The 19,570-nt window shown below is 63.6% G+C and carries 19 protein-coding genes; 7 read left to right on the top strand and 12 right to left on the bottom strand.

Features of this window, described 5'->3' with window-relative positions; all coding sequences use genetic code 11:
- Positions 1–2: 2 nt before the first annotated feature.
- Complete coding sequence (hisC, locus tag ACZ5TH_RS10890; protein WP_464793922.1) at positions 3–1,100, bottom strand: histidinol-phosphate transaminase; 1,098 nt, start codon at positions 1,098–1,100, stop codon at positions 3–5.
- Between the two features lie 41 nt (positions 1,101–1,141).
- Positions 1,142–2,089, bottom strand: a complete 948-nt coding sequence (locus tag ACZ5TH_RS10885; RefSeq protein ID WP_464793921.1) for a 2-hydroxyacid dehydrogenase — start codon at positions 2,087–2,089, stop codon at positions 1,142–1,144.
- Between the two features lie 66 nt (positions 2,090–2,155).
- Here ACZ5TH_RS10885 and metX point away from each other — a divergent pair, with 66 nt between their 5' ends.
- Both metX and metW read left to right on the top strand, forming a co-directional pair.
- Positions 2,156–3,292, top strand: a complete 1,137-nt coding sequence (gene metX, locus ACZ5TH_RS10880) for a homoserine O-acetyltransferase MetX (protein WP_464793920.1) — start codon at positions 2,156–2,158, stop codon at positions 3,290–3,292.
- Complete coding sequence (gene metW / locus ACZ5TH_RS10875) at positions 3,289–3,882, top strand: methionine biosynthesis protein MetW (protein WP_464793919.1); 594 nt, start codon at positions 3,289–3,291, stop codon at positions 3,880–3,882. The genes metX and metW overlap by 4 nt, the downstream gene beginning before the upstream one ends.
- Here the strand turns inward: metW and ACZ5TH_RS10870 are convergent.
- From ACZ5TH_RS10870 to rpmI, 8 genes are all read right to left on the bottom strand, one after another.
- Positions 3,879–4,496 (bottom strand): glutathione S-transferase, encoded by a 618-nt coding sequence (locus ACZ5TH_RS10870; protein ID WP_464793918.1) that lies wholly within the window; start codon positions 4,494–4,496, stop codon positions 3,879–3,881. The two genes, metW and ACZ5TH_RS10870, sit on opposite strands and share 4 nt — an antisense overlap.
- Before the next feature lie 17 nt (positions 4,497–4,513).
- Positions 4,514–6,079, bottom strand: coding sequence for a peptide chain release factor 3 (locus tag ACZ5TH_RS10865; RefSeq protein ID WP_464793917.1), 1,566 nt, complete (start codon positions 6,077–6,079; stop codon positions 4,514–4,516).
- Positions 6,080–6,200: 121 nt separating this feature from the next.
- A complete protein-coding gene (locus ACZ5TH_RS10860) occupies positions 6,201–7,082 on the bottom strand; it encodes an aldose 1-epimerase family protein (protein ID WP_464793916.1) in 882 nt (293 codons plus the stop codon).
- Between the two features lie 134 nt (positions 7,083–7,216).
- On the bottom strand, positions 7,217–9,631 hold the full coding sequence (gene pheT / locus ACZ5TH_RS10855; RefSeq protein WP_464793915.1) for a phenylalanine--tRNA ligase subunit beta: 2,415 nt from the start codon (positions 9,629–9,631) through the stop codon (positions 7,217–7,219).
- Positions 9,628–10,731, bottom strand: a complete 1,104-nt coding sequence (gene pheS / locus ACZ5TH_RS10850) for a phenylalanine--tRNA ligase subunit alpha (protein WP_464793914.1) — start codon at positions 10,729–10,731, stop codon at positions 9,628–9,630. The genes pheT and pheS overlap by 4 nt, the downstream gene beginning before the upstream one ends.
- A 72-nt stretch (positions 10,732–10,803) precedes the next feature.
- Positions 10,804–11,421: a LysE family translocator gene (locus ACZ5TH_RS10845; protein WP_464793913.1), complete on the bottom strand. Its 618-nt coding sequence runs from the start codon at positions 11,419–11,421 to the stop codon at positions 10,804–10,806.
- Positions 11,422–11,582: 161 nt separating this feature from the next.
- Positions 11,583–11,945, bottom strand: coding sequence for a 50S ribosomal protein L20 (rplT, locus tag ACZ5TH_RS10840; protein WP_022682430.1), 363 nt, complete (start codon positions 11,943–11,945; stop codon positions 11,583–11,585).
- A gap of 13 nt (positions 11,946–11,958) precedes the next feature.
- On the bottom strand, positions 11,959–12,162 hold the full coding sequence (rpmI, locus tag ACZ5TH_RS10835; protein ID WP_183955972.1) for a 50S ribosomal protein L35: 204 nt from the start codon (positions 12,160–12,162) through the stop codon (positions 11,959–11,961).
- A gap of 158 nt (positions 12,163–12,320) precedes the next feature.
- Here rpmI and ACZ5TH_RS10830 point away from each other — a divergent pair, with 158 nt between their 5' ends.
- Positions 12,321–14,501: an AsmA family protein gene (locus tag ACZ5TH_RS10830; protein WP_464793912.1), complete on the top strand. Its 2,181-nt coding sequence runs from the start codon at positions 12,321–12,323 to the stop codon at positions 14,499–14,501.
- Between the two features lie 182 nt (positions 14,502–14,683).
- The gene (locus tag ACZ5TH_RS10825; protein WP_464793911.1) at positions 14,684–15,214 is read left to right on the top strand and encodes an O-acetyl-ADP-ribose deacetylase; all 531 of its coding nucleotides are present in this window, start codon (positions 14,684–14,686) and stop codon (positions 15,212–15,214) included.
- A gap of 34 nt (positions 15,215–15,248) precedes the next feature.
- On the opposite strand, the gene hisN is transcribed toward ACZ5TH_RS10825, so the two are convergent.
- Positions 15,249–16,034 carry a histidinol-phosphatase gene (gene hisN, locus ACZ5TH_RS10820; RefSeq protein ID WP_460986983.1) on the bottom strand — a complete coding sequence of 262 codons (786 nt, stop codon included), beginning with the start codon at positions 16,032–16,034 and terminating at the stop codon, positions 15,249–15,251.
- An 80-nt stretch (positions 16,035–16,114) separates the two neighbouring features.
- On the opposite strand from hisN, the gene ACZ5TH_RS10815 reads away from it, so the two are divergent.
- Entirely contained in the window at positions 16,115–16,543 is a 429-nt protein-coding gene (locus ACZ5TH_RS10815; protein WP_449474437.1) for a VOC family protein, read from the top strand.
- A 49-nt stretch (positions 16,544–16,592) separates the two neighbouring features.
- Positions 16,593–16,829 (top strand): hypothetical protein, encoded by a 237-nt coding sequence (locus ACZ5TH_RS10810; protein ID WP_464793910.1) that lies wholly within the window; start codon positions 16,593–16,595, stop codon positions 16,827–16,829.
- 28 nt (positions 16,830–16,857) lie between these two features.
- Here ACZ5TH_RS10810 and ACZ5TH_RS10805 read toward each other — a convergent pair whose 3' ends face one another.
- Positions 16,858–17,793, bottom strand: a complete 936-nt coding sequence (locus ACZ5TH_RS10805) for a ribose-phosphate pyrophosphokinase (RefSeq protein ID WP_460986980.1) — start codon at positions 17,791–17,793, stop codon at positions 16,858–16,860.
- Between the two features lie 117 nt (positions 17,794–17,910).
- On the opposite strand from ACZ5TH_RS10805, the gene ACZ5TH_RS10800 reads away from it, so the two are divergent.
- Positions 17,911–19,566, top strand: coding sequence for an NAD+ synthase (locus ACZ5TH_RS10800; RefSeq protein WP_464793909.1), 1,656 nt, complete (start codon positions 17,911–17,913; stop codon positions 19,564–19,566).
- The last annotated feature ends 4 nt before the right edge of the window (positions 19,567–19,570 follow it).

The raw sequence follows: 19,570 nt of genomic DNA, 5'->3' as shown, positions 1-19,570 counted from the left end.
GTTCAGGCCGCCTCCGCCATCGCCCGCAGCTTCGCCGCGACCGCGCGCACCTGTTCTTCGGTGCCGATGGTGATGCGCAGGCCATTGGGCAGCCCCTGGCCGGGCAGCCAGCGCGTCGCAAAGCCTTCGTCCCACAGCCCCTTCATTGCTGCCTCGGCGGTCAGCTTGCCGTTGAACAGGATCAAAAGGAAATTTGCCTTGCTCGGCACCGCCCGCAGGCCATGATTGGACAGCGAAGCAACCTCATCGGCCAGCCAAGCCCGCCATGTGCGATTGTGCGCCCGGCTGGCATCCACCCACGCCTGATCCTTCACCGCCGCGATCGCCGCCGCCTGTCCGGCTGTGGTGACATTGAACGGCGCGCGGATACGATGCAGCGCGTCGATGATCTCCGCGCTGGCATAGCCCCATCCAATCCGCTCAGCGGCGAGGCCGTAGATTTTGGAGAAGGTGCGGGTCACCAGCACATTGGCGGCGTTCTTCGCCAGCTCCAGCCCGCCATCATCTTCTTGCGGGTCCAGATATTCGGCATAGGCCTGATCCAGCACGAACAAAATGTCCGGCCGCAGCGCCGCGTGCAGCCGCGCAATCTCCTCGCGCGGCGTCATGGTGCCCGTCGGATTGTTGGGATTGGCCAGGAAAACGACCTTCGTTTTTTCCGTCACGCAGGCGAGCAGCGCGTCCACATCGGTCGCATAATCCTTGTCCGGCGCGATCACCGGGGTCGCGCCGACCCGCCGCGCGGCGATGTCGTAAACCGAAAAGCCGTAATGGACGTAAAGTATCTCGTCCCCCGGCCCGGCATAGGCGCTCGCGGCAATGTGCAGCAGCTCGTCCGATCCGGTGCCGTAGATCACCCGAGCGGGATCAAGGCCATGCACCCCCGCAATCGCCTCGCGCATCTTCGCCGCGCCCGGATCGGGATAGGTCGCAAGGTCCGCCGTCGCCGCGATCATTGCTGCCCGCGCCGCTTCGCCGGTGCCCAGCGGGTTTTCATTTGCGCTCAGCTTGATCAGCGGACGCCCGTCATCCGCCGCCGCCTTGCCCGGCACATAGGGCGAAATGCCCAGAATCCATTCCTTGGGTGCAGGTTTCGTCATGGCCGGGCTTTAGCGTCATCCGCGCCAAAGGCAAAGCGCTGCTATCGTACCGGCGTGACCAGCGGCTGGCCCGCCGCCCATGAGTCCAGATTGGCAAGCACAAGGTCTGCCATCGCCTTGCGCGTGTTCACCGTGGCGCTACCCTGATGCGGTTGCAGCACGACATTATCCATGGCGAACAAAGCCTCGGGCACGTGCGGCTCCTGCGCGAACACGTCCAGCCCGGCGCCACCGACCCGACCTTCCGCCAGCGCCGCGACCAGCGCGTCCTCATCGATGACGCTCCCCCGGCTGATGTTGATCAGCACGCCCTGCGGCCCCAGCGCCTCCAGCATCGCCGCATCGACCAGCCCGTGCGCTTCCGGCCCGCCCGATGTCGCGACGATCATCGCCTCGCTCTCTCGCGCGAAGGCGATGCGGTCGGCCACATAGCGATAGGGGGCGTCCGGTGCAGGTCTGCGGTTATGATAAATGATCTCGCTTGCCATCGGCTCCAGCCGCCGCGCGATCGCTCGCCCGATCCGGCCCAGTCCCAATATCCCGATCCTGCGCCCCGTTACGCTGCCGCTCAACGGCGCCGTGCCACCCCGCGCCCAGCTGCCAGACCGCACCATCCGATCGTTGGCAGCAATATTGCGCACGGTCGCATAAAGCAGGCCCACCGCCAGATCGGCCACATCGTCGGTCAGCACGTCGGGTGTGTTGCTGACCTTGATGCCCTTCGCCTTGGCGTGCGCGACATCGACCTTGTCATAGCCAACCGAAAACAGCCCGATCATCTCCAGCCGGGGCAGCGCATCCATGATCGCGGCAGAAGCGCCGACCGCCCCGAACGACACCAGCGCTCGCGCTTCCCGCACCGCGTCGGGCAGGCCCGACGGGTCAACATCCGCTCCAACCTCATGCACCTGGAACCGGGCTTTCAGCTGCTCTTCCAGATAGGATGACACAGGACCATAGATGACGATCGGAATGCGGGTCTGGCTCATGCACCCGTCCTAGCTCATCCCCCGCCGATTGACAGCACCCCTCCACGGTCCTAGCCCGCTTTGACCATGGCCAGCGCCTCCTTCATCGACGACAGCCGTTTCGGCCTCCGCCGCCAGGTCCGCCTGTCCGGCCCCCTGCGGCTGGACAGCGGCGCCGCGCTCGCGCCGGTCGATATCGCCTATGAAACCTATGGGCAGATGAACGCGGACAAGTCGAACGTCATCCTCATCTGCCACGCGCTGACCGGTGACCAATATGTGGCGTCCGACCACCCCGTCACCGGCAAGCCCGGCTGGTGGTGGCGCATGGTGGGGGAAGGAAAGCCCATCGATCCGGCGCGCCATTTCATCGTCTGCGCCAACGTCATCGGCAGCTGCATGGGGTCCAGCGGCCCCGCCAGTGTCGATCCGTCGAGCAACGCGCCCTATGCGATGCGCTTTCCGGTGCTCACCATCGCCGACATGGTGCGCGCCCAAGCGCTGCTGCTCGACCATCTGGACGTCGATCGCCTCTCTGCCGTCATCGGCGGCTCCATGGGCGGCATGCAGGCGCTTAGCTGGCCAACCATCTTCCCCGATCGCGTCGAAAGCTGCATCGTCATCGCGTCCACCGCCCGCCACAGCGCGCAGAACATCGCCTTCCACGAAGTTGGGCGTCAAGCGATCATGGCCGACCCCAACTGGCGCGGCGGCGACTATTATGCCGACGCCCAGGTGCCGAGCGCCGGTCTTGCCGTCGCCCGCATGGCCGCGCACATCACCTATCTGTCCGAAGCGGGCCTGACCGAAAAATTCGGCCGCCGCCTGCAAGGGCGCGATGCCAAGACCTTTGGCTTCGACGCCGACTTCCAGGTCGAAAGCTATCTGCGCCATCAGGGGTTGAGCTTCGTCGAGCGGTTCGACGCCAACTCCTATCTCTACATCACCCGCGCCATGGATTATTATGACATTGCGGAGGATCATGGCGGCAGCCTCGCCACCGCCTTCGCCCCGTCCAAGGCCCGCTTCTGCTTGGTAAGCTTCGACACGGACTGGCTCTACCCCACGGCGGAGTCCCGCATCATCGTTCACGCCCTCAATGCCAGCGGCGCGCACGCCAGCTTCGTTGAGCTATCCAGCCCCTTCGGCCATGACGCGTTCCTGCTGGAATGCCCGGAATTGAACCGCGTCGTCGATGGCTTCCTCAAGGGCGGCCGCGCGTGAGCGAGACGCTTCGGCCGGACCTCGCCCTGATCGCCCGCACCGTAACGCCGGGCGCGCGCGTGCTGGACGTCGGCTGCGGCGACGGCGCGCTCATGGCGGCGCTGCGCGACACGAAACAGGTGGATGCGCGCGGGCTGGAACTGGACGCGGGCAATGTCGCCGCCGCCGTCGGCCGGGGCCTGTCGGTCGTGCAGGGCGACGCCGACACTGATCTCACTTATTATCCCGACGCCAGCTTCGACTATGCGATCTTGAGCCAGACGCTACAGACCACGCGCCGCCCGGACCTGGTGGTGGAGGAACTGCTGCGCATCGGCCGTCAGGCCTTCGTCTCCTTCCCCAATTTCGCCCATTGGCGCGGGCGGCTGTCGCTGATGTGGGGTGGGCGCATGCCGGTGACGCGCCTGTTGCCCGACACCTGGTACGACACGCTCAACATCCACCATGTCACCGTCGATGATTTCCGCGCGCTGGTGAAGGATCGCGGCTGGACGATCGATGGCCAATGGTTTCTGAAGGGCGACAAGGAAACGACCCACGCGAACGCCAACCTGTTCGCCGAGCACGCTGTCTTCCTGCTGCGCCGCTAAAGAAAGACCGGCGCGTCACCCGGCCGCCATGCAGCTCTGCGCGTCATGGCGCGGTCAAACAATTCCGACCCGATCAAAGCGCGCAACCATGCCTGCACACGCGGCACGGGCTGTGCGTCAAACCACGCCTGATCAGCCGCCGCAAACTGCCGCACAAACGGAAAGATCGCGATGTCGGCCAGCATCCTGCGCTCGCCACACAGGAAAGCACTGCTCTCCAGCCGCGCCTCCAATTCGCCCAGCCACGCCATCCCTGCGGCGCGATGTTCCAGCGGGTCCGACCCATGGCGCGTCGCATATTTGTAGCGGTCGAGATGTTGCTTGAACGGCCCGTCATTGGCAGCGATCAGCGTCGCATCATCCCTATCGAGCCAGCCCTCCGGATCATCCAGGCGAAGCGCCCAGCGCATGATGTCCAGGCTCTCGTCGATCACGTCGCCACCGGGCAGCGCCAGCACCGGCACCGTGCCCTTGGGTGACAGCGCCAGCATCGACGCAGGCTTGTCGCGCAAAACGACCTCGCGCAACTCCACCTGCTGCCCGCTGATGATCAGCGCCATCCGCGCCCGCATGGCATAGGGGCAGCGGCGGAAACTGTAGAGGATGGCGCTCATCCCCCGACCGCCAAACTTCAGCGTTCCTTGGTCGCGCTGAACTTCACCTTGGGATGCCGCTCCTGCTGATAACCCACATCCCACGCGCTCTTCGCCATGAAGACAAGGTTGCCGTCGCGATCCTTCGCCATGTTCGCCACGTTGAACGAGGCCAAGTCCTTCACCGCCGCCTCATCACCGGAAATCCAGCGAGCCGTATCGAAGGGAGATGCCTCCAGCCCCGCCGCCACCTTATACTCGGCTTCTAACCGCGAAATCAGCACGTCCAGCTGCAACTGCCCGACCACGCCGACGACCCAGCTGCTGCCGATCTCGGGATAGAAAACCTGGATCACCCCTTCTTCGGACAGGTCGTCCAGCGCCTTCCTCAACTGCTTCGTCTTGGTTGGATCTTTCAGCGCCACGCGCCGCAATATTTCCGGTGCGAAGTTCGGCAGGCCGGTAAAGCGCACCCCCGCCTTCTCACTCAGCGTGTCGCCCACCCGCAAAGTCCCGTGGTTGGGAATACCGATAATGTCACCCGGAAAGGCCTCATCCGCAATCTCGCGGTCCTGCGCAAAGAACAGGATCGGCGAGTGCACCGCGATCGGCTTGCCCGACCCGCTCGGCGTCAGCTTCATGCCGCGCCGGAACTTGCCCGAACAGAGCCGCATGAAGGCGATGCGGTCGCGATGCTGCGGGTCCATATTCGCCTGCACCTTGAAGATGAAGCCAGTGACTTCGCTATTCTCCGGCTCCACCGGCGCAGGCTCGGCCGGCTGCGCACGCGGCGGCGGCGCATGGGCGGCAAGCGCGTCGATCAGCTCGGTGACGCCGAACAGCTTGAGCGCCGACCCGAAATAGACCGGCGTCAGATCGCCGTGGCGATAGGCCGCCAGATCGAAGTCCGCATAGCCGCCAACCGCCAACTCAGCTTCCTCGCGCAGCTTTTCGAGGCCCCGCGCGGAAATATGTTCGGCCAGCGCATCATCATCGATGCCCTCGACAAACACCTGCTTGCCCTCAAATTCCTTGCTCGGACCGCTGGGCTGGCGCAGCCGGTTCTTGGCGAAATCGTAAACCCCTTCGAACTCGCCACCCATGCCGACCGGCCAGCTCATCGGGCACACGTCCAGCGCCAGCGCGTCCGCCACTTCGTCCAGCAGGGCGAAGGTGTCGCGCCCTTCGCGGTCCACTTTGTTCACGAAAGTGATGATCGGCACGTTGCGCAACCGGCACACTTCGAACAGCTTGCGCGTCTGCGGCTCGATACCCTTGGCCGCATCGATCACCATGACCGCCGAATCCACCGCCGTCAGCGTGCGATAGGTATCTTCCGAGAAATCCTCGTGCCCCGGCGTGTCGAGCAGGTTGAAGGTGATGCCGTCGCGTTCGAACGTCATGACCGAGCTGGTCACGGAAATGCCGCGCTGCTGCTCAATCTTCATCCAGTCCGACCGCGCGCGCCGGTTCGCCCCGCGCGCCTTGACCTCACCGGCCAGATGGATGGCGCCGCCTTCCAGCAGCAGCTTTTCGGTCAGCGTGGTCTTACCCGCGTCAGGGTGGGAAATGATCGCGAAGGTGCGGCGGGATGGGATGGTCATGATGTTGTCGGGGGCTCGGTATAAAAACAACCGTTCGCCCTGAGCTTGTCGAAGGGCTTTACTTCCTTCCAGGGAAGAGGCTTCGACAGGCTCAGCCCGAACGGAATCATGGAAGCCGCCGTTACACGTCCACGACCGTCACGTCCATGCGGAACCGCCGCTCGTCCCCCGGCAGTAGCCGCATGACGCCCTGCTTGTCCCAGACATCTCCTTCGAACCCGACCAGGTCAGCCATCCCCGCCCAGGGCTCGACGCACAGATAATGCGCGCCCGGCTTCTGCCACAGCCCCAGCCATGGCGTATCGGGAAAGTCGATCTTCAGCCGCGTCTGTCCCGGCACACCCCAATATAGGCTGTCGCTCTCCAACGCATCCCAGACCAGCGCATCGCCCTCGAACATCGCATGGGTGGGATGCAGGACCTTGCCCTTCACCGGCGATGCAACGCTTTCCCGCGCGATCAGGCCCGGCTCGTTTCCCACCCTGCGCAGCGGTGCCGTTTCCGCCTTCTCGAACTCTATCTGATGATCTTGCGCCGAACCGCCAAAGGGCAGCGGCCAGGCAAAGGCCGGATGATAGCCAAAGGAAAAGGGCATATCGGCCTCACCCCGGTTCATCACCGTGGCCGTCATCATCAGCGTGCGGCCCGCGACAGCGAACTGCATGTCCAGCCGGAAATCGAACGGATAGACGGCCCGCGTCGCCGCGTCCGCCTCCAGCCGGAAGATCACCGATTCCGGCCGATGCTCCACCTGCGCGAACGCCATGTGCCGGGCAAAGCCGTGCTGCGGCATCGGATGATCATGCCCGTCCAGCCGATACACATCATTGCGCGACCGCCCGACGAAAGGAAACAGCAACGGCGCATGCCCTGTCCACCAGCGCGGATCGGCATCGGTCATGAGTTCGCGCCCGGCAGAATCCTTGAGCGACCAAAGCTCCGCGCCCAGCGGGTTGATAGCGGCGGTCAGCCCGTCCGACACGATCGTTACAAGCTCGTCCATCAGCCCTCTACTTTTGATCCTGTCGGTCCAGCCCACTATTTCCGTTCGGACTGAGCTTGTCGAAGTCCTTCTCTTCTCTTCAACGGAGCAAAGCCAGCCTCGCTACTCCAGCCAGACCCCTGGCGAGGTTTCCCTCACCCCCGCAACGTCGCGCCCAGCTTCTCCGCCGCCTTTACGACAGCGGCGCTGATGGCGTCCAGCTCCTCCTGCGAAAAGCTCTTCTCACCCGGCTGTAACGTTACCTCGATCGCTAGGCTCTTGCTGCCCTCGTCCACGCCCGGCCCGACAAAGACGTCGAACAACCGCGCATCGACGATGCTCTTCTTGTCCGCGCTCTTGACCGCGCGCACCAGCGCATCCGCCTCGATCGCCTCATCGACAACAAAGGCAAAGTCGCGCTTCACCGCCTGCAAGGCGGGTGGCGCATAGGGCGCGCGCATGAAGCCGCTCTTCCGCTTGGCCGGGATCGCATCCAGGAAAATCTCGCCTGCCACTACCGCGCCGCTGATGCCGAATTGCTTAGCCAGCGAAGGATGCAGCACGCCAAATTCGGCCAGCACCACCTTGGGGCCAAGGCGCAACGTCCCCGACTGACCCGGATGGTAGGCGCCCGATGCCTCGCCAAAGCTTTGCAGGTTGGCCACGGGCGCGCCTGCGGCGGCCAGCAGCGCGATCGCTTCGGCCTTCGCGTCAAAGGCGGAGAAAGTCTGCGCCTTGCCCGTCTGCCATCCGCGCGCGACTTTCTCGCCTGCCAGCACGAAGCCGGCCGTGGCCCGCTCCTTGTCGCTGAAATAGCGACGGCCGACCTCGAACAGCCGCACCGAAGTCGCGCTCCGGTCCATGTTCCGCCGCGTGGCCGACAGCAGGCCGGGCAGCAGCGAAGGGCGCATGACCTTCAAATCCTCAGAAATCGGGTTCGCCAGCGTCCAGTCGCCACCGCCGACCGACGCCGCTTCCTTTTCCGAGATGAACGACCAGTTGATCGCCTCGGCCAGGCCCCGGGCCGCCGCCGTCCGCCGAACCCGCCGCTCCATCAGCTGCTCGCTGGTTGCCGTTGGCTTGGCGACGCCGGGCATGCGGGGCAGGGGGGTGGAGGGGACCTGATCCAGCCCCACGATACGCACGACCTCCTCGACCAGATCGGGCCAGCCATCGACATCGCGCCGCCAGCTGGGCACGCTGACCGACCAATGGGCGGTCGTCGTTACCGGGACGCCGTCGTCATAATCGAACGTGGCATCATGTTCCTCGACGCCAAAGCCCAGGCTTTCCAGGACGCGCTTCTGCTCGGCATCGCCCACATAAACGCCAGCCAGCGTCAGGCATTGCGACGGTTCGTACCGGACGATCTTGTTTGCGACGGGCGGCATGCCACTGCGCGTCGCCTCGCTGGCGCTGCCGCCGCACAGCTTCACCACCAGGTCGGTCGCGATCGACAAGCCGTCATCCAGGAATGCCGGGTCCACCCCGCGTTCGAACCGCCCCCGCGCGTCGCTGGTCAGGCCCAGCTTCTGTCCCGTAACCGCGATGCGTTCGGGCGTGAAATAGGCGCATTCGATCAGCACATCTGTCGTCGCCTCGCTGGCGCCCGAATGCTCGCCGCCCATGATGCCGCCAATGTCGTGCACCGCTTGCGTGTCGGCGATGACGGTCATCGTCTCATCAACCGTATAGCTCTTGCCATTGAGCGCCAGCACCTCTTCGCCAGCCTTGCCCAGACGGGCAGTCAGCGGACCTTGCAGCTTGGCCATGTCGTAGACATGCAACGGGCGGCCAAGGTCGATCATCAGATAGTTGGTGATATCGACCAGCGTGCTGATCGGCTTCTGCCCGATCGCCTTCAACCGTCGCGCCATCCATTCGGGCGACGCGCCATTGGTCACGCCCCTGACCGTGCGCGCGAAGAAGGCTGGGCAGCCATCCGCATCCTCGATCCGCACGTCCGGCCCCGGCCCGACGCCCTCGACCTCCGGCACGACGATCGCGTTCAGCGTCCCCAGCCCCGCCGCCGCCAGATCACGCGCAATCCCCCGCACGCCCATGCAGTCCTGGCGATTAGGTGTTATACTCACATCAATCACCGGGTCATCCAGCCCGGCCCACTCGGCATAGACCCGCCCGACCGGCGCATCCGCGTTTAATTCGATGATTCCTTCATGATCTTCGCCCAGTTCCAGCTCCCGGAACGAACACATCATGCCGTTGGATTCGACCCCGCGAATGGCAGTCTTCTTGAGCACCATGCCATTGACGGGCACCACCGCGCCCTCGGTCCCGAACACGCCGACCAGCCCCGCCCGAGCGTTGGGCGCGCCACACACGACCTGCAACGCGCCATCGCCCGCATCCACGGTCAGCACCTGCAACTTGTCCGCCTGCGGATGCGGATCGGCGGTCAGCACCCTGGCGATGCGGAAGGGCGCGAGCTTTTCCGCCGGATTCTCCACACCCTCGACCTCAAGGCCGATATCATTGAGCGTTTTGAGGATCGTCGGCAGGTCGGCATCGGTACTGAGATGCGTCTTGAGCCAGCTCAGCGTGAACTTCATGCGCCCACTCCTCCGCTCAGCGTCGGCACATCCAGCGCCGAAAAGCCATAATGTTTCAGCCAGCGCAGATCGCCGTCGAAGAAAGCGCGCAAGTCGTTCATCCCATATTTCAGCATGGCGAGCCGATCGACGCCGGTGCCGAAGGCAAAGCCCTGCCATTCGTCCGGATCGAGCCCGCAGGCTTCGATCACCCGGCGATTGACCATGCCGCTGCCCAGCACTTCCAGCCAGCCGCCGCCGGGCGCATCGCCGTCGCCGCCAATCACCCGCTGACCGCTCACCAGCGTGTAGCCGACATCCACCTCGACCGATGGCTCGGTAAAGGGGAAGTAACTGGGCCGCAGGCGCAGCACGATATCGTCGCGTTCGAAAAAGGCCTTCAAAAAGGTTTCCAGCGTCCATTTGAGATGACCAAGGGTGATGCCCTTGTCGATCACCAGCCCCTCGATCTGATGGAACATCGGCGTATGCGTCGCATCGCTGTCCGACCGGTAGACGCGGCCCGGCGCGATGATACGGATCGGCGGCTCGCCACTCATCATCGTGCGAATCTGCACCGGCGATGTGTGGGTGCGCAGCAGCATCTTCTTCCCGCCTCCATTCTCGTCGGGGCCATCCGGGAAATAGAATGTGTCATGCATCGCCCGCGCCGGATGCGTCTCGGGAATGTTGAGCGCGGTGAAATTATGCCAGTCGTCCTCGATCTCCGGCCCGGTCGCGACGGAGAAACCAAGGTCCGCGAAAATCTCCGCCAGTTCGTCCATGACCTGGCTCACCGGATGCACCGACCCCTGCGCGCCGAGATCAGCGGGCAAGGTCATGTCGATCTTTTCCGCCGCCAGCTTCGCATCGAGCGCCGCCTGCTCCAGCGCCGCCTTCCGCTCGGCCAGCGCAGCCGTCACGCTTTCCCGCAAATCCTGGATAGGCGGTCCCTTCTCCAGCCGCTCCTCGGGGCTCATCGACCCCAATGTCTTGAGCAGCCCCGTCACCACGCCATTCTTGCCCATGGCCCCCACGCGCAGGGCTTCCAGCGCATCTAGCGTGTCGGCGGCATTGATGTCGGCGATCAGGCCGGCTTTCAGATTGGCAATTTCACTCATGAGTATTCATCATTCCCGCGAAGGCGAAATATTTGACCGCGCCTTAGCCGGGCGCGAGCGGCAAGGAAAGGGTCAGGCCCGCGCGCCTAGCAGCGCACCGCCAAAGCCGATGAACAGCAAGCCCGTCCCGCGATTGAACAGACGTTGCCGGTTTGCGGGCTGGAGCCAGCGTTTCAACTTCATCCCGCCCAGTGCATACATGGCGTACCAGAAGCTTTCGATCACGACGAAGCTCGCCACCAGGATGACCAACTGGACTGTGAACGGCCGTTCCGTATCAATGAATTGCGGGAAGAGCGCGGCGGCAAAGATGATGAGCTTGGGGTTGTAAAGGCCAGTCAGGAGCGCGGTGCCGAAAAGTTTGCTGACGGGCCGCGCGACTGCCGCTTCACCCTCGTCGGATTCGACGGGCGCGCGCCAAGCCTTAACGCCAAGCCAGATCAGATAAGCCACACCGGCATAGCGCAGCGCATCGAAAAGCACCGGCGACGCCTTGAGCAATGCGCCCAATCCCAGCGCGGACGCAATCAGGCAGAGCAATACCGCGCTCATCAAGCCCGCCATCGTCACGATTGCCTTGTGCGGTCCATGCGCGATGCTCTGCGTCATCACATGCAGCATGTTCGGTCCCGGCGTCGCCGAGATCAGGAACACCGCCGTGACATAGAGCCACCAGACGTGCAGCGGCATGGACATCTCCTTACCCGCCGTTCGCTTCGAGCAAGGTCGAGCCGTGCTGCGCAACCGCTTCTCGACGTCGCTCGAAGCGAACGGAAGTCACGACAAAACAAAAAGGGCGCCGGAAGCATCTGCCCCGGCGCCCCTTGGACGATCTTTCGACCGTTCTATGCTCAGGCCGCGGGCAGCGCAGCCTTTGCCTGGGCGATGATGGCGCTAAACGCCTCGCCTTCGTGCATCGCAATGTCGGCCAGAACCTTCCGGTCCAGATCGACGCCAGCCAGCTTCAGGCCGTGCATGAACTGCGAATAGGTCAGGCCTTCAGCGCGGACACCAGCGTTGATGCGCTGGATCCAGAGGCCACGGAAGGTGCGCTTCTTGACCTTGCGGTCGCGATAAGCGTACTGCCCAGCCTTTTCGACGGCCTGGCGAGCGATACGAATCGTGTTCTTGCGACGGCCATAATAGCCCTTCGCCTGATCCAGAATCCTCTTATGCTTCGCCTTGGTGGTAGTACCACGTTTTACGCGTGCCATGTGCCTCTACTCCTTACTTCAGGCCGTAGGGCGCCCAGAGGCGCACGTGAGCGACATCGGAATCCGACAGCACGGACGTGCCGCGATTCTGGCGGATATACTTTGCGTTGTGGCTGATCAGGCGGTGACGCTTGCCAGCGACGCCGTGCTTGACCTTGCCGGAAGCGGTGAACTTGAAGCGCTTCTTCACACCGCTCTTGGTCTTGAGCTTGGGCATTTTCGTCTCCTTCTTCAGCGCGACGATTACGGACAGCCACGGCAGCCCTAGTTAGCCGGGCGGTCCTTCCAAATATCGCGAAGGGGCGCGCATAATCCGCCGGCCGCCGGAAAGCAAGGTGATTCGGACCTAAAGCAGGGGAAGGGCGTTCTTGCGCCATGGCCGACGCCGATCCCCTGCGGCCGGGCACCCCGGCGAAATCGGCTCCTGCGCTCGACAGCGGGGCGGGAGGTGTTGGCCATTATTGGTCCGCTGCGCGTCAGAAATGGCGGAATGTTCCCCTGCCGCTGCGTATCATCGCCTATATCGTCGGGCTGATCCTCCTGCTGTGGTTGATCCTGTTCATCACGAAGGGCCGCTTCCTCAAACATCCGTTCGAGCGCTTCCTCACCAGCCGGCTGGAGCGCCCGGTCAAGGTCGGTGGTGACTTCCAACTCTATTTCGCACCCATCACGATCAAGTTTCGCGCCGAGGGAATGACGATCGCCAACACGCCCTGGGCGAGCAGGCCGCATTTCTTCCATTCCGACCTTATCGACACGCGGATCGCCCCGTTCAGCCTGATCTTCGGCGACAAATATCGCATTCGTTGGCTTGAGCTTCGCAACGCCGCCGCTGACCTGGAATGGTCGAGGGATGGCAAGAGCAATACATGGACCTTCGGTGACCCGAATAAGAAAGGAGAGCCGCTCAATCTGCCTCTCGTGCGTCGGGCGCTGCTTGACGGGACGACCTTGCGCTATCGCGACCCCCGGATGCAGCTGTCCACCGACATAAAATTCGAAACGGTGAAGGCGCAGGACACGCGCTTTGCGAGCGACATCCGTTTCTCCGGCGACGGCACGATGCGCAGCCGTCCCTTCACTCTGCGTGGCGGGTTGCTTTCGCCCAATGAGACCGTCACCGGCGGCAAGAACAGTCTCGCGCTTCACGCGCAATCCGGGCCGACAATTTTGGAGGTCAGCGGAACCTTGCCCGGCGCGACTGAGATTGAGGGAGCGGACTTGCGGCTGCTGACGCGCGGTCCCAATCTCGCGCTGCTGTTCGACTTTCTGGGCGTCGCCATCCCCGAAACCCGCACCTACCGCTTCACCTCCGCGCTCACCAAGCAGGGTGGAGAATGGCGTTTCACCCATCTCAAGGGCCGGTTCGGAGACAGCGACCTTTCCGGGCGCATGACCGTGTCGCATCGTGACAATCGCCTGCGTCTGAAGGCTGACCTCGCCACCCGCACCCTCGATATTGTCGATGTGGGTCCCTTCATCGGCTACAATCCCCAAAAGCTGGAAGCGCAGGGCGCCAGTGGCGCGATCGAGAATGTCAGCGGCAGGCCGCGCGTCCTGCCGGACGCGCCGCTCAGGGTAGAGGCGCTGCGCAACTTCGATGCCAATGTTCGATACGACGTGCGCCAGGTCAGGGCGCCCAATGTGCCCATTTCCAATATCGGCCTTACGCTAGCGCTTGAGCGCAGCCTTTTGACGCTTTCGCCGCTCACTTTCGACATGTCCGGCGGGCATGTCAGTTCGGACATAGAGATAAACGCGCGGGCTCAGCCGGTGCGGACGCGCTATGATGTGCGCCTGTCGCCGACACCCATGGGCAAGCTGCTTGGCCGCTGGGGTGTTGAGGAATCCGGGACCACCGGCATCATCAAGGCGCGGGCGCAAATGACAGGTTCGGGCAACACAGTGCATGATTCGCTCAGTACCGCCAATGGCAGGATCGCGGTCATCCTGCCTGCGGGCACTATGTGGGCACGCAATGTTCAGCTTGCTGAACTCGATGTGGGCACCTTCATCACGAAGATGTTCGAAAAGAAGCTGAAGGAACCTGTCCAGATCAATTGCGGACTCATCGCTTTCACCGTTCGCGACGGCATCGCGGCGGCGGACCCGATCATCATCGATACCAGGAAGAACGTCATGCTGGGGCGGGGCGGCTTTTCCTTCCGTAATGAGAGCCTCGATCTCGCCTTCCGCGCTGACGGCAAGAAGTTCAGCCTGTTTTCCGGCCAATCGCCGGTCGGCATCACAGGCTATTTCGCGAAGCCCGGCATCAACGTCATCAGTCCTGAACTGATCGCGCGCGGCGGTGCGGCGGCGGCGCTGGGGATCGCGGCGAGCCCACTCGCTGCCGTTCTGGCCTTTGTCGATGTGGGTGACGCCAAAAGTGCGGCGTGCGGCCCCGTCCTGGCAGGCGCGACCGCCACTGCGCAGAGGACGAAGGGCGGGGAGCCCCGAGATGACGTAGGCCGGGGCACAACTTCAAAGGAAGAAGCCGGCAAGGCCAACGCGAGGGAAGAGAAGAAGCAGAAGAAGAAATTTCTGGGGATTTTCTAGGGGGATCGACATTCAGGAGACGGCGAGGCGAAAATGGTGGTTTTCCGTGAGCCGGAGCGCAGCGTACTCACAGTACGTGAGTACCGGAAGCGCGGAGACCGCCATTTGCAGGCCGCCAGAACTGAATGTCGATCGACCCTAGGGTAATGCTGCGAACGCAATTCATCGAGAGGGGCTGCGATATGATCTGCGGCACCGCCCGCTGGGAAATCCGAACTGGCGACATTATCCGTTGGGCGACGGACGCGATCGTCAATGCCGCCAATAGTTCCCTGCTGGGGGGAGGCGGCGTGGATGGTGCGATCCATCGTGCGGCAGGGCCTGAACTGCTCGCCGAATGCCGTATGCTGGGCGGCTGTCCAGTGGGGGAGGCGCGGATCACGCGCGGCTACAGCCTGCCCGCTGCCCATGTCATTCATACCGTCGGTCCGGTATGGCGGGGCGGGGCTTCGGGCGAACCCCGGTTGCTCGCCAATTGCTACCGATCATCGCTCGATCTGGCGCGGGAGCACAGCCTCCGCAGTATAGCCTTCCCCGCCATCTCCACCGGCATTTATGGCTATCCGAAAGAACAGGCCTCTCGGATCGCGGCCCAGACGGTGCGGGGCCAGCTTGCTGCTTTCCCGTCGGCCTTCGACCTCATCCTGTTCATCTGCTTCGATGACGAGAGCGCGCGGATCTATGCTGAAGCAGTAACGGCGGTGGCCGCCTGAAACATCAAGGCCTGAAACATCAATGCCTTAAACATCAATGAGCGTGATGTCCCTCGGCAAGCGCTTCCAGCACATCGTCCAGCCGAGCAGGATCGCCGATCGCGATAACCTGTCCGTCGCTTTCCGCCGTGATGGGGTCGCCCGCCCAATCGCACATCCGTCCACCTGCGCCTTCCACGACCGGGACGAGCGCGGCAATGTCGTGCAGCTTCAACCCGGCTTCGACGACGATATCGACATGGCCTGACGCGATAAGGCCGTAATTATAACAGTCGCCGCCCCACACGGTGTCGCGACACTGACCAGCCAGCCGCGAGAAATGCTCGCCGGTGCATCCGGGGAAATATTGCGGCCCGGTGCTGGCGACGATCGCTTCTTCAAGCGACCGGCAACTGCGGGCGGTGACGGGTGCGCCGTTGAAGGTGGTGGGCTGGCCCATCATGCCTGCCCAGCGCTCTTGCGCGATTGGCTGGTCGATGATGCCGACCGTCGGCCATCCCGCCTCAGTCAGCGCGATAAGCGTGCCAAAGATCGGCCGTCCCGCAATGAAGCTGCGCGTGCCGTCGATCGGGTCGAGGATCCAGACGCGCTCCGCGTCTTCGCGTGTCGCTCCATATTCTTCCCCGATGATGCCGTCCTGGGGGCGTTCCTTTTCCAAGATGGCTCGGATCGCTGCTTCCGCCGCCCGATCCGCCTCGGTCACCGGCGATTGGTCCGACTTGAATTCCATGTCGTATCGCGCGCGGAAAAAGGGCCGGATGGCCGCCGCCGCGGCGTCGGCGAGGCGGTGGGCAAGGGTCAGGTCATCGCGGGTCGTCATCGCTCCCGCCTAGCCGGAAAGCACCTGCTGCGCTAGGCTTTGCCAACCTGTTCCTGATCGCGACGAAGGAAGGAAAAAACATGCCTGGCTCCTCACTGATCCCCGGCCTGCGCTATGCCGATGCTCCAGCGGCTATAAACTTCCTGCAAGACGCTTTCGGCTTTGCATTGCACGCATGTTATGAGGACGAAGCGGACCCGCACATCATCCACCACGCGCAACTCATATTGGGCGAGGGCATGGTCATGCTGGGTAGCGCGCGCGATGGCGAGGCCGAGTCGCTCTACAGTTGGACGACGCCGCGCGATCTGGGCGGTGTCACGACCTGCATCTATGTGGTGGTCCCGGATGCCGACGCCCACTGCCTGCATGCCCGCAATCAGGGTGCGGTGGTGGTGAACGAGCCGCATGATAATCAGGGCTATCCCGGACGCGGTTATGAGGCGCTCGATCCGGAAGGGAATCTCTGGAGCTTCGGCACCTATGATCCTTGGGCAGCCGCCGTTTAAGCTTCGTCAATCCGCGCCGTTTATCGCTTCGTATCGGAAGGGAATCGTTGTGGCGCTGATCGGCTGGATCTTGAGTTTCGCGGCCTTGCTGGGCGCTCTCGCCATGCGGCAGGACGCGCCCGTCGGCGGGTCAGCTACCCTTTCCAACATGCTCTTACTGCTGGCGCTGCTCGCCTGCCCGATGCTCTGGCGGGAAAAGCCGCTTGGCATTTCCCGCGCTCAGAGAGTCGTTGGCGGACTGATCCTGCTATTCTGCCTGCCCATAGTGTTGCTGCCGGGCGCATAGAACAAGTCGCGCGGCGCAACTTCTCCTGTCAGTCGAACAGACTGGAAACCGAGCTTTCGTCCGCAATCCGCTTGATCGCTTCGCCCAGCAGCGGGGCAATCGGCAGGTGACGGATGCTCTTGGCAGTGCACACCGTGTCCGTGCCCTGGATCGAATCGGTGATCACGAGTTCCTTGAGTTCCGACGCCTCGACGCGCGCAACCGCGCCGCCCGACAGCACGCCATGGCTCACATAGGCGACCACATCCTCTGCCCCTGCGGCCTTCAGCGCTCCGGCCGCGTTGCACAGCGTACCGGCCGAATCGACGATATCATCGATCAGGACGCAGAAGCGGCCCTTCACGTCGCCGATGATGTTCATCACTTCCGATTCGCCCGCCCGCTCGCGACGCTTGTCGACGATGGCGAGCGGGGCGTTGTCCAGCCGCTTGGCCAGCGCACGGGCGCGCACCACGCCGCCGACGTCCGGCGACACGACCATCAGGTTGCGATCACCAAAGCGCGCCTGGATATCCGCCGACATCACCGGTGCACCAAAGAGGTTGTCGGTCGGAATGTCGAAAAAGCCCTGGATTTGCCCAGCATGCAGATCAACCGACAGCACGCGGTCAGCACCCGCCGTGGTGATGAGGTTCGCCACCAGCTTGGCCGAGATCGGCGTGCGCGGGCCGGGCTTCCGATCCTGCCGGGCATAGCCGAAATAAGGAACCACCGCAGTGATTCGCTTGGCCGACGCGCGCTTCAGCGCATCGATCATGATCAGCAATTCCATGAGATTGTCGTTAGTCGGATAAGCCGTCGACTGAATGACGAACACATCCTCGCCCCGGACATTCTCGTGAATTTCCACGAAAACTTCCTCATCCGCGAAGCGGCGGACGCTCGCGTCGGTCAGCGGGATCTCGATATAATCTGCAATTGCGGCCGCAAGCGGCTTGTTCGAATTGCCGGTCATGAGTTTCATGGCCAAACCCCTGTGACGATTGGATGACGGTGCGCGAAACGCGGCCCCTTTAGCCGCGCTTGCCCTCACTGGAAAGGCGCTTTTGCGCAGGGGGGCAAAATGCACTAGGGCGCGGGCATGACCGACAAACTCGTGATCGCCCTTGCCCAAATGACACAGAGCGTGGGCGACCTGAAGGCCAATGCGGACGCGATGCTCGAATGGCGGGCGCGCGCGGCCGGTGCCGACCTCATCGTCTTTCCCGAGCTCCAGCTGATCGGCTACCCGCCCGAAGACCTGGTGTTGAAGCCTGCACTGGTCGATCGCGCCAACCATGAACTGGATCGTCTGGCCCAGGCGACAGCGGACGGCGGCCCCGCGATGGTGGTCGGCACCGTAGTCGCCTCCCAAGGCGTATTGTTCAACGTCATCGCCCTGTTGGAAGATGGGGCCGTTACCGCCATCCGCCAGAAGCGCGAGCTGCCCAATTACGGCACATTTGACGAAAAGCGTCTGTTCGCGCCCGGCCCGCTACCCGCGCCGATCGACTTCCGTGGCGTGAAGATCGGCGTGCCGATTTGCGAAGATATCTGGTTCCCCTTCGTCACCGCGCATCTGCGGGCGGAGGGGGCGGAAATCCTCATCAGCCCCAATGGCAGCCCGTTCGAAGTCGACAAGGACGACCGCCGCATCAACGCCGTCGCTGGTACGCGCGTGCGTGAAACCGGCCTGCCGCTCGTCTATCTGAACCGCGTCGGCGGCCAGGATGAACTGGTGTTCGACGGCGCGTCCTTCGTCATGGGCGCCGACCGCAGCATCGCCCACCAGCTCCCCGACTGGGAGGAAGCGCTCGTCCTCACCCATTGGGAAAAATGGGAAGGCCAGTGGGTCTGCATTCCCGGCGAGCGGCACGAACTCGATAGCCGCCCCGCCGATATCTACAATGCGATGGTGCTGGGCCTGCGCGACTATGTGAACCGCAACGGCTTCCCCGGCGTCGTCCTCGGCCTGTCAGGCGGCATCGACTCAGCGCTGTCGGCAGCGGTGGCCGTGGACGCCCTGGGGCCGGAGCGCGTCTGGAGCGTCATGATGCCGTCGCGCTTCACCAGCCAGGACAGCCTGGACGACGCCGTCGCATGCGCCCGCCTGCTCGGCATCCGCTACGACACGATCCCGATCGAGCCTGCCGTGGCGGCCTTCGACACGATGCTGGCGGATGCTTTCGCGGGGCGTCAGCGCGACCTTACCGAGGAAAATCTCCAGTCCCGCATTCGTGGCGTGACGTTGATGGGCCTGTCCAACAAGTTCGGCCACATGCTGCTGACCACCGGCAACAAGAGCGAGATGTCGGTCGGCTACGCCACCATCTATGGCGACATGGCAGGCGGCTATTCGGTGTTGAAGGACGCCTACAAGACCACTGTCTTCGACCTCAGCCGTTGGCGCAACGAGCATGTCTCTTCGCTTGGCCTTGGCCCATCCGGTCCGGTAATGCCCGAACGCGTGATCACGAAGCCGCCGAGCGCGGAATTGCGGGACGATCAGAAGGACGAAGACAGCCTCCCTCCCTATGAGGTGCTGGACCCCATCCTGTATGGCCTGGTGGAGGAGGAGCTGTCGGTGGAAGAGCTTGTCGCGCGCGGCTTCGACAAGGATGTGGTCGCCCGGATCGAGCGCCTCCTCTATGTCGCCGAATATAAGCGCCGCCAATCCCCTCCGGGCGTAAAGCTCGGCATGCGCAATTTCGGGCGTGATCGCCGTTATCCGATCACCAACGCTTTCCGGACCCTTTAAGCTC

Source organism: Sphingobium sp. TomTYG73, from assembly GCF_055394245.1.
This window is presented reverse-complemented; position numbering and strand designations above follow the sequence as displayed.

Excerpts from the sequence above, each read along its gene's own strand:
- hisC (WP_464793922.1), bottom strand. The coding sequence starts at position 1,100 with ATGACGAAACCTGCACCCAAGGAATGGATTCTGGGCATTTCGCCCTAT.
- ACZ5TH_RS10885 (WP_464793921.1), bottom strand. The coding sequence starts at position 2,089 with ATGAGCCAGACCCGCATTCCGATCGTCATCTATGGTCCTGTGTCATCC.
- metX (WP_464793920.1), top strand. The coding sequence starts at position 2,156 with ATGGCCAGCGCCTCCTTCATCGACGACAGCCGTTTCGGCCTCCGCCGC.
- ACZ5TH_RS10870 (WP_464793918.1), bottom strand. The coding sequence starts at position 4,496 with ATGAGCGCCATCCTCTACAGTTTCCGCCGCTGCCCCTATGCCATGCGG.
- ACZ5TH_RS10865 (WP_464793917.1), bottom strand. The coding sequence starts at position 6,079 with ATGACCATCCCATCCCGCCGCACCTTCGCGATCATTTCCCACCCTGAC.
- ACZ5TH_RS10860 (WP_464793916.1), bottom strand. The coding sequence starts at position 7,082 with ATGGACGAGCTTGTAACGATCGTGTCGGACGGGCTGACCGCCGCTATC.
- pheT (WP_464793915.1), bottom strand. The coding sequence starts at position 9,631 with ATGAAGTTCACGCTGAGCTGGCTCAAGACGCATCTCAGTACCGATGCC.
- pheS (WP_464793914.1), bottom strand. The coding sequence starts at position 10,731 with ATGAGTGAAATTGCCAATCTGAAAGCCGGCCTGATCGCCGACATCAAT.
- ACZ5TH_RS10845 (WP_464793913.1), bottom strand. The coding sequence starts at position 11,421 with ATGCCGCTGCACGTCTGGTGGCTCTATGTCACGGCGGTGTTCCTGATC.
- rplT (WP_022682430.1), bottom strand. The coding sequence starts at position 11,945 with ATGGCACGCGTAAAACGTGGTACTACCACCAAGGCGAAGCATAAGAGG.
- rpmI (WP_183955972.1), bottom strand. The coding sequence starts at position 12,162 with ATGCCCAAGCTCAAGACCAAGAGCGGTGTGAAGAAGCGCTTCAAGTTC.
- ACZ5TH_RS10830 (WP_464793912.1), top strand. The coding sequence starts at position 12,321 with ATGGCCGACGCCGATCCCCTGCGGCCGGGCACCCCGGCGAAATCGGCT.
- ACZ5TH_RS10825 (WP_464793911.1), top strand. The coding sequence starts at position 14,684 with ATGATCTGCGGCACCGCCCGCTGGGAAATCCGAACTGGCGACATTATC.
- hisN (WP_460986983.1), bottom strand. The coding sequence starts at position 16,034 with ATGACGACCCGCGATGACCTGACCCTTGCCCACCGCCTCGCCGACGCC.
- ACZ5TH_RS10815 (WP_449474437.1), top strand. The coding sequence starts at position 16,115 with ATGCCTGGCTCCTCACTGATCCCCGGCCTGCGCTATGCCGATGCTCCA.
- ACZ5TH_RS10805 (WP_460986980.1), bottom strand. The coding sequence starts at position 17,793 with ATGAAACTCATGACCGGCAATTCGAACAAGCCGCTTGCGGCCGCAATT.
- ACZ5TH_RS10800 (WP_464793909.1), top strand. The coding sequence starts at position 17,911 with ATGACCGACAAACTCGTGATCGCCCTTGCCCAAATGACACAGAGCGTG.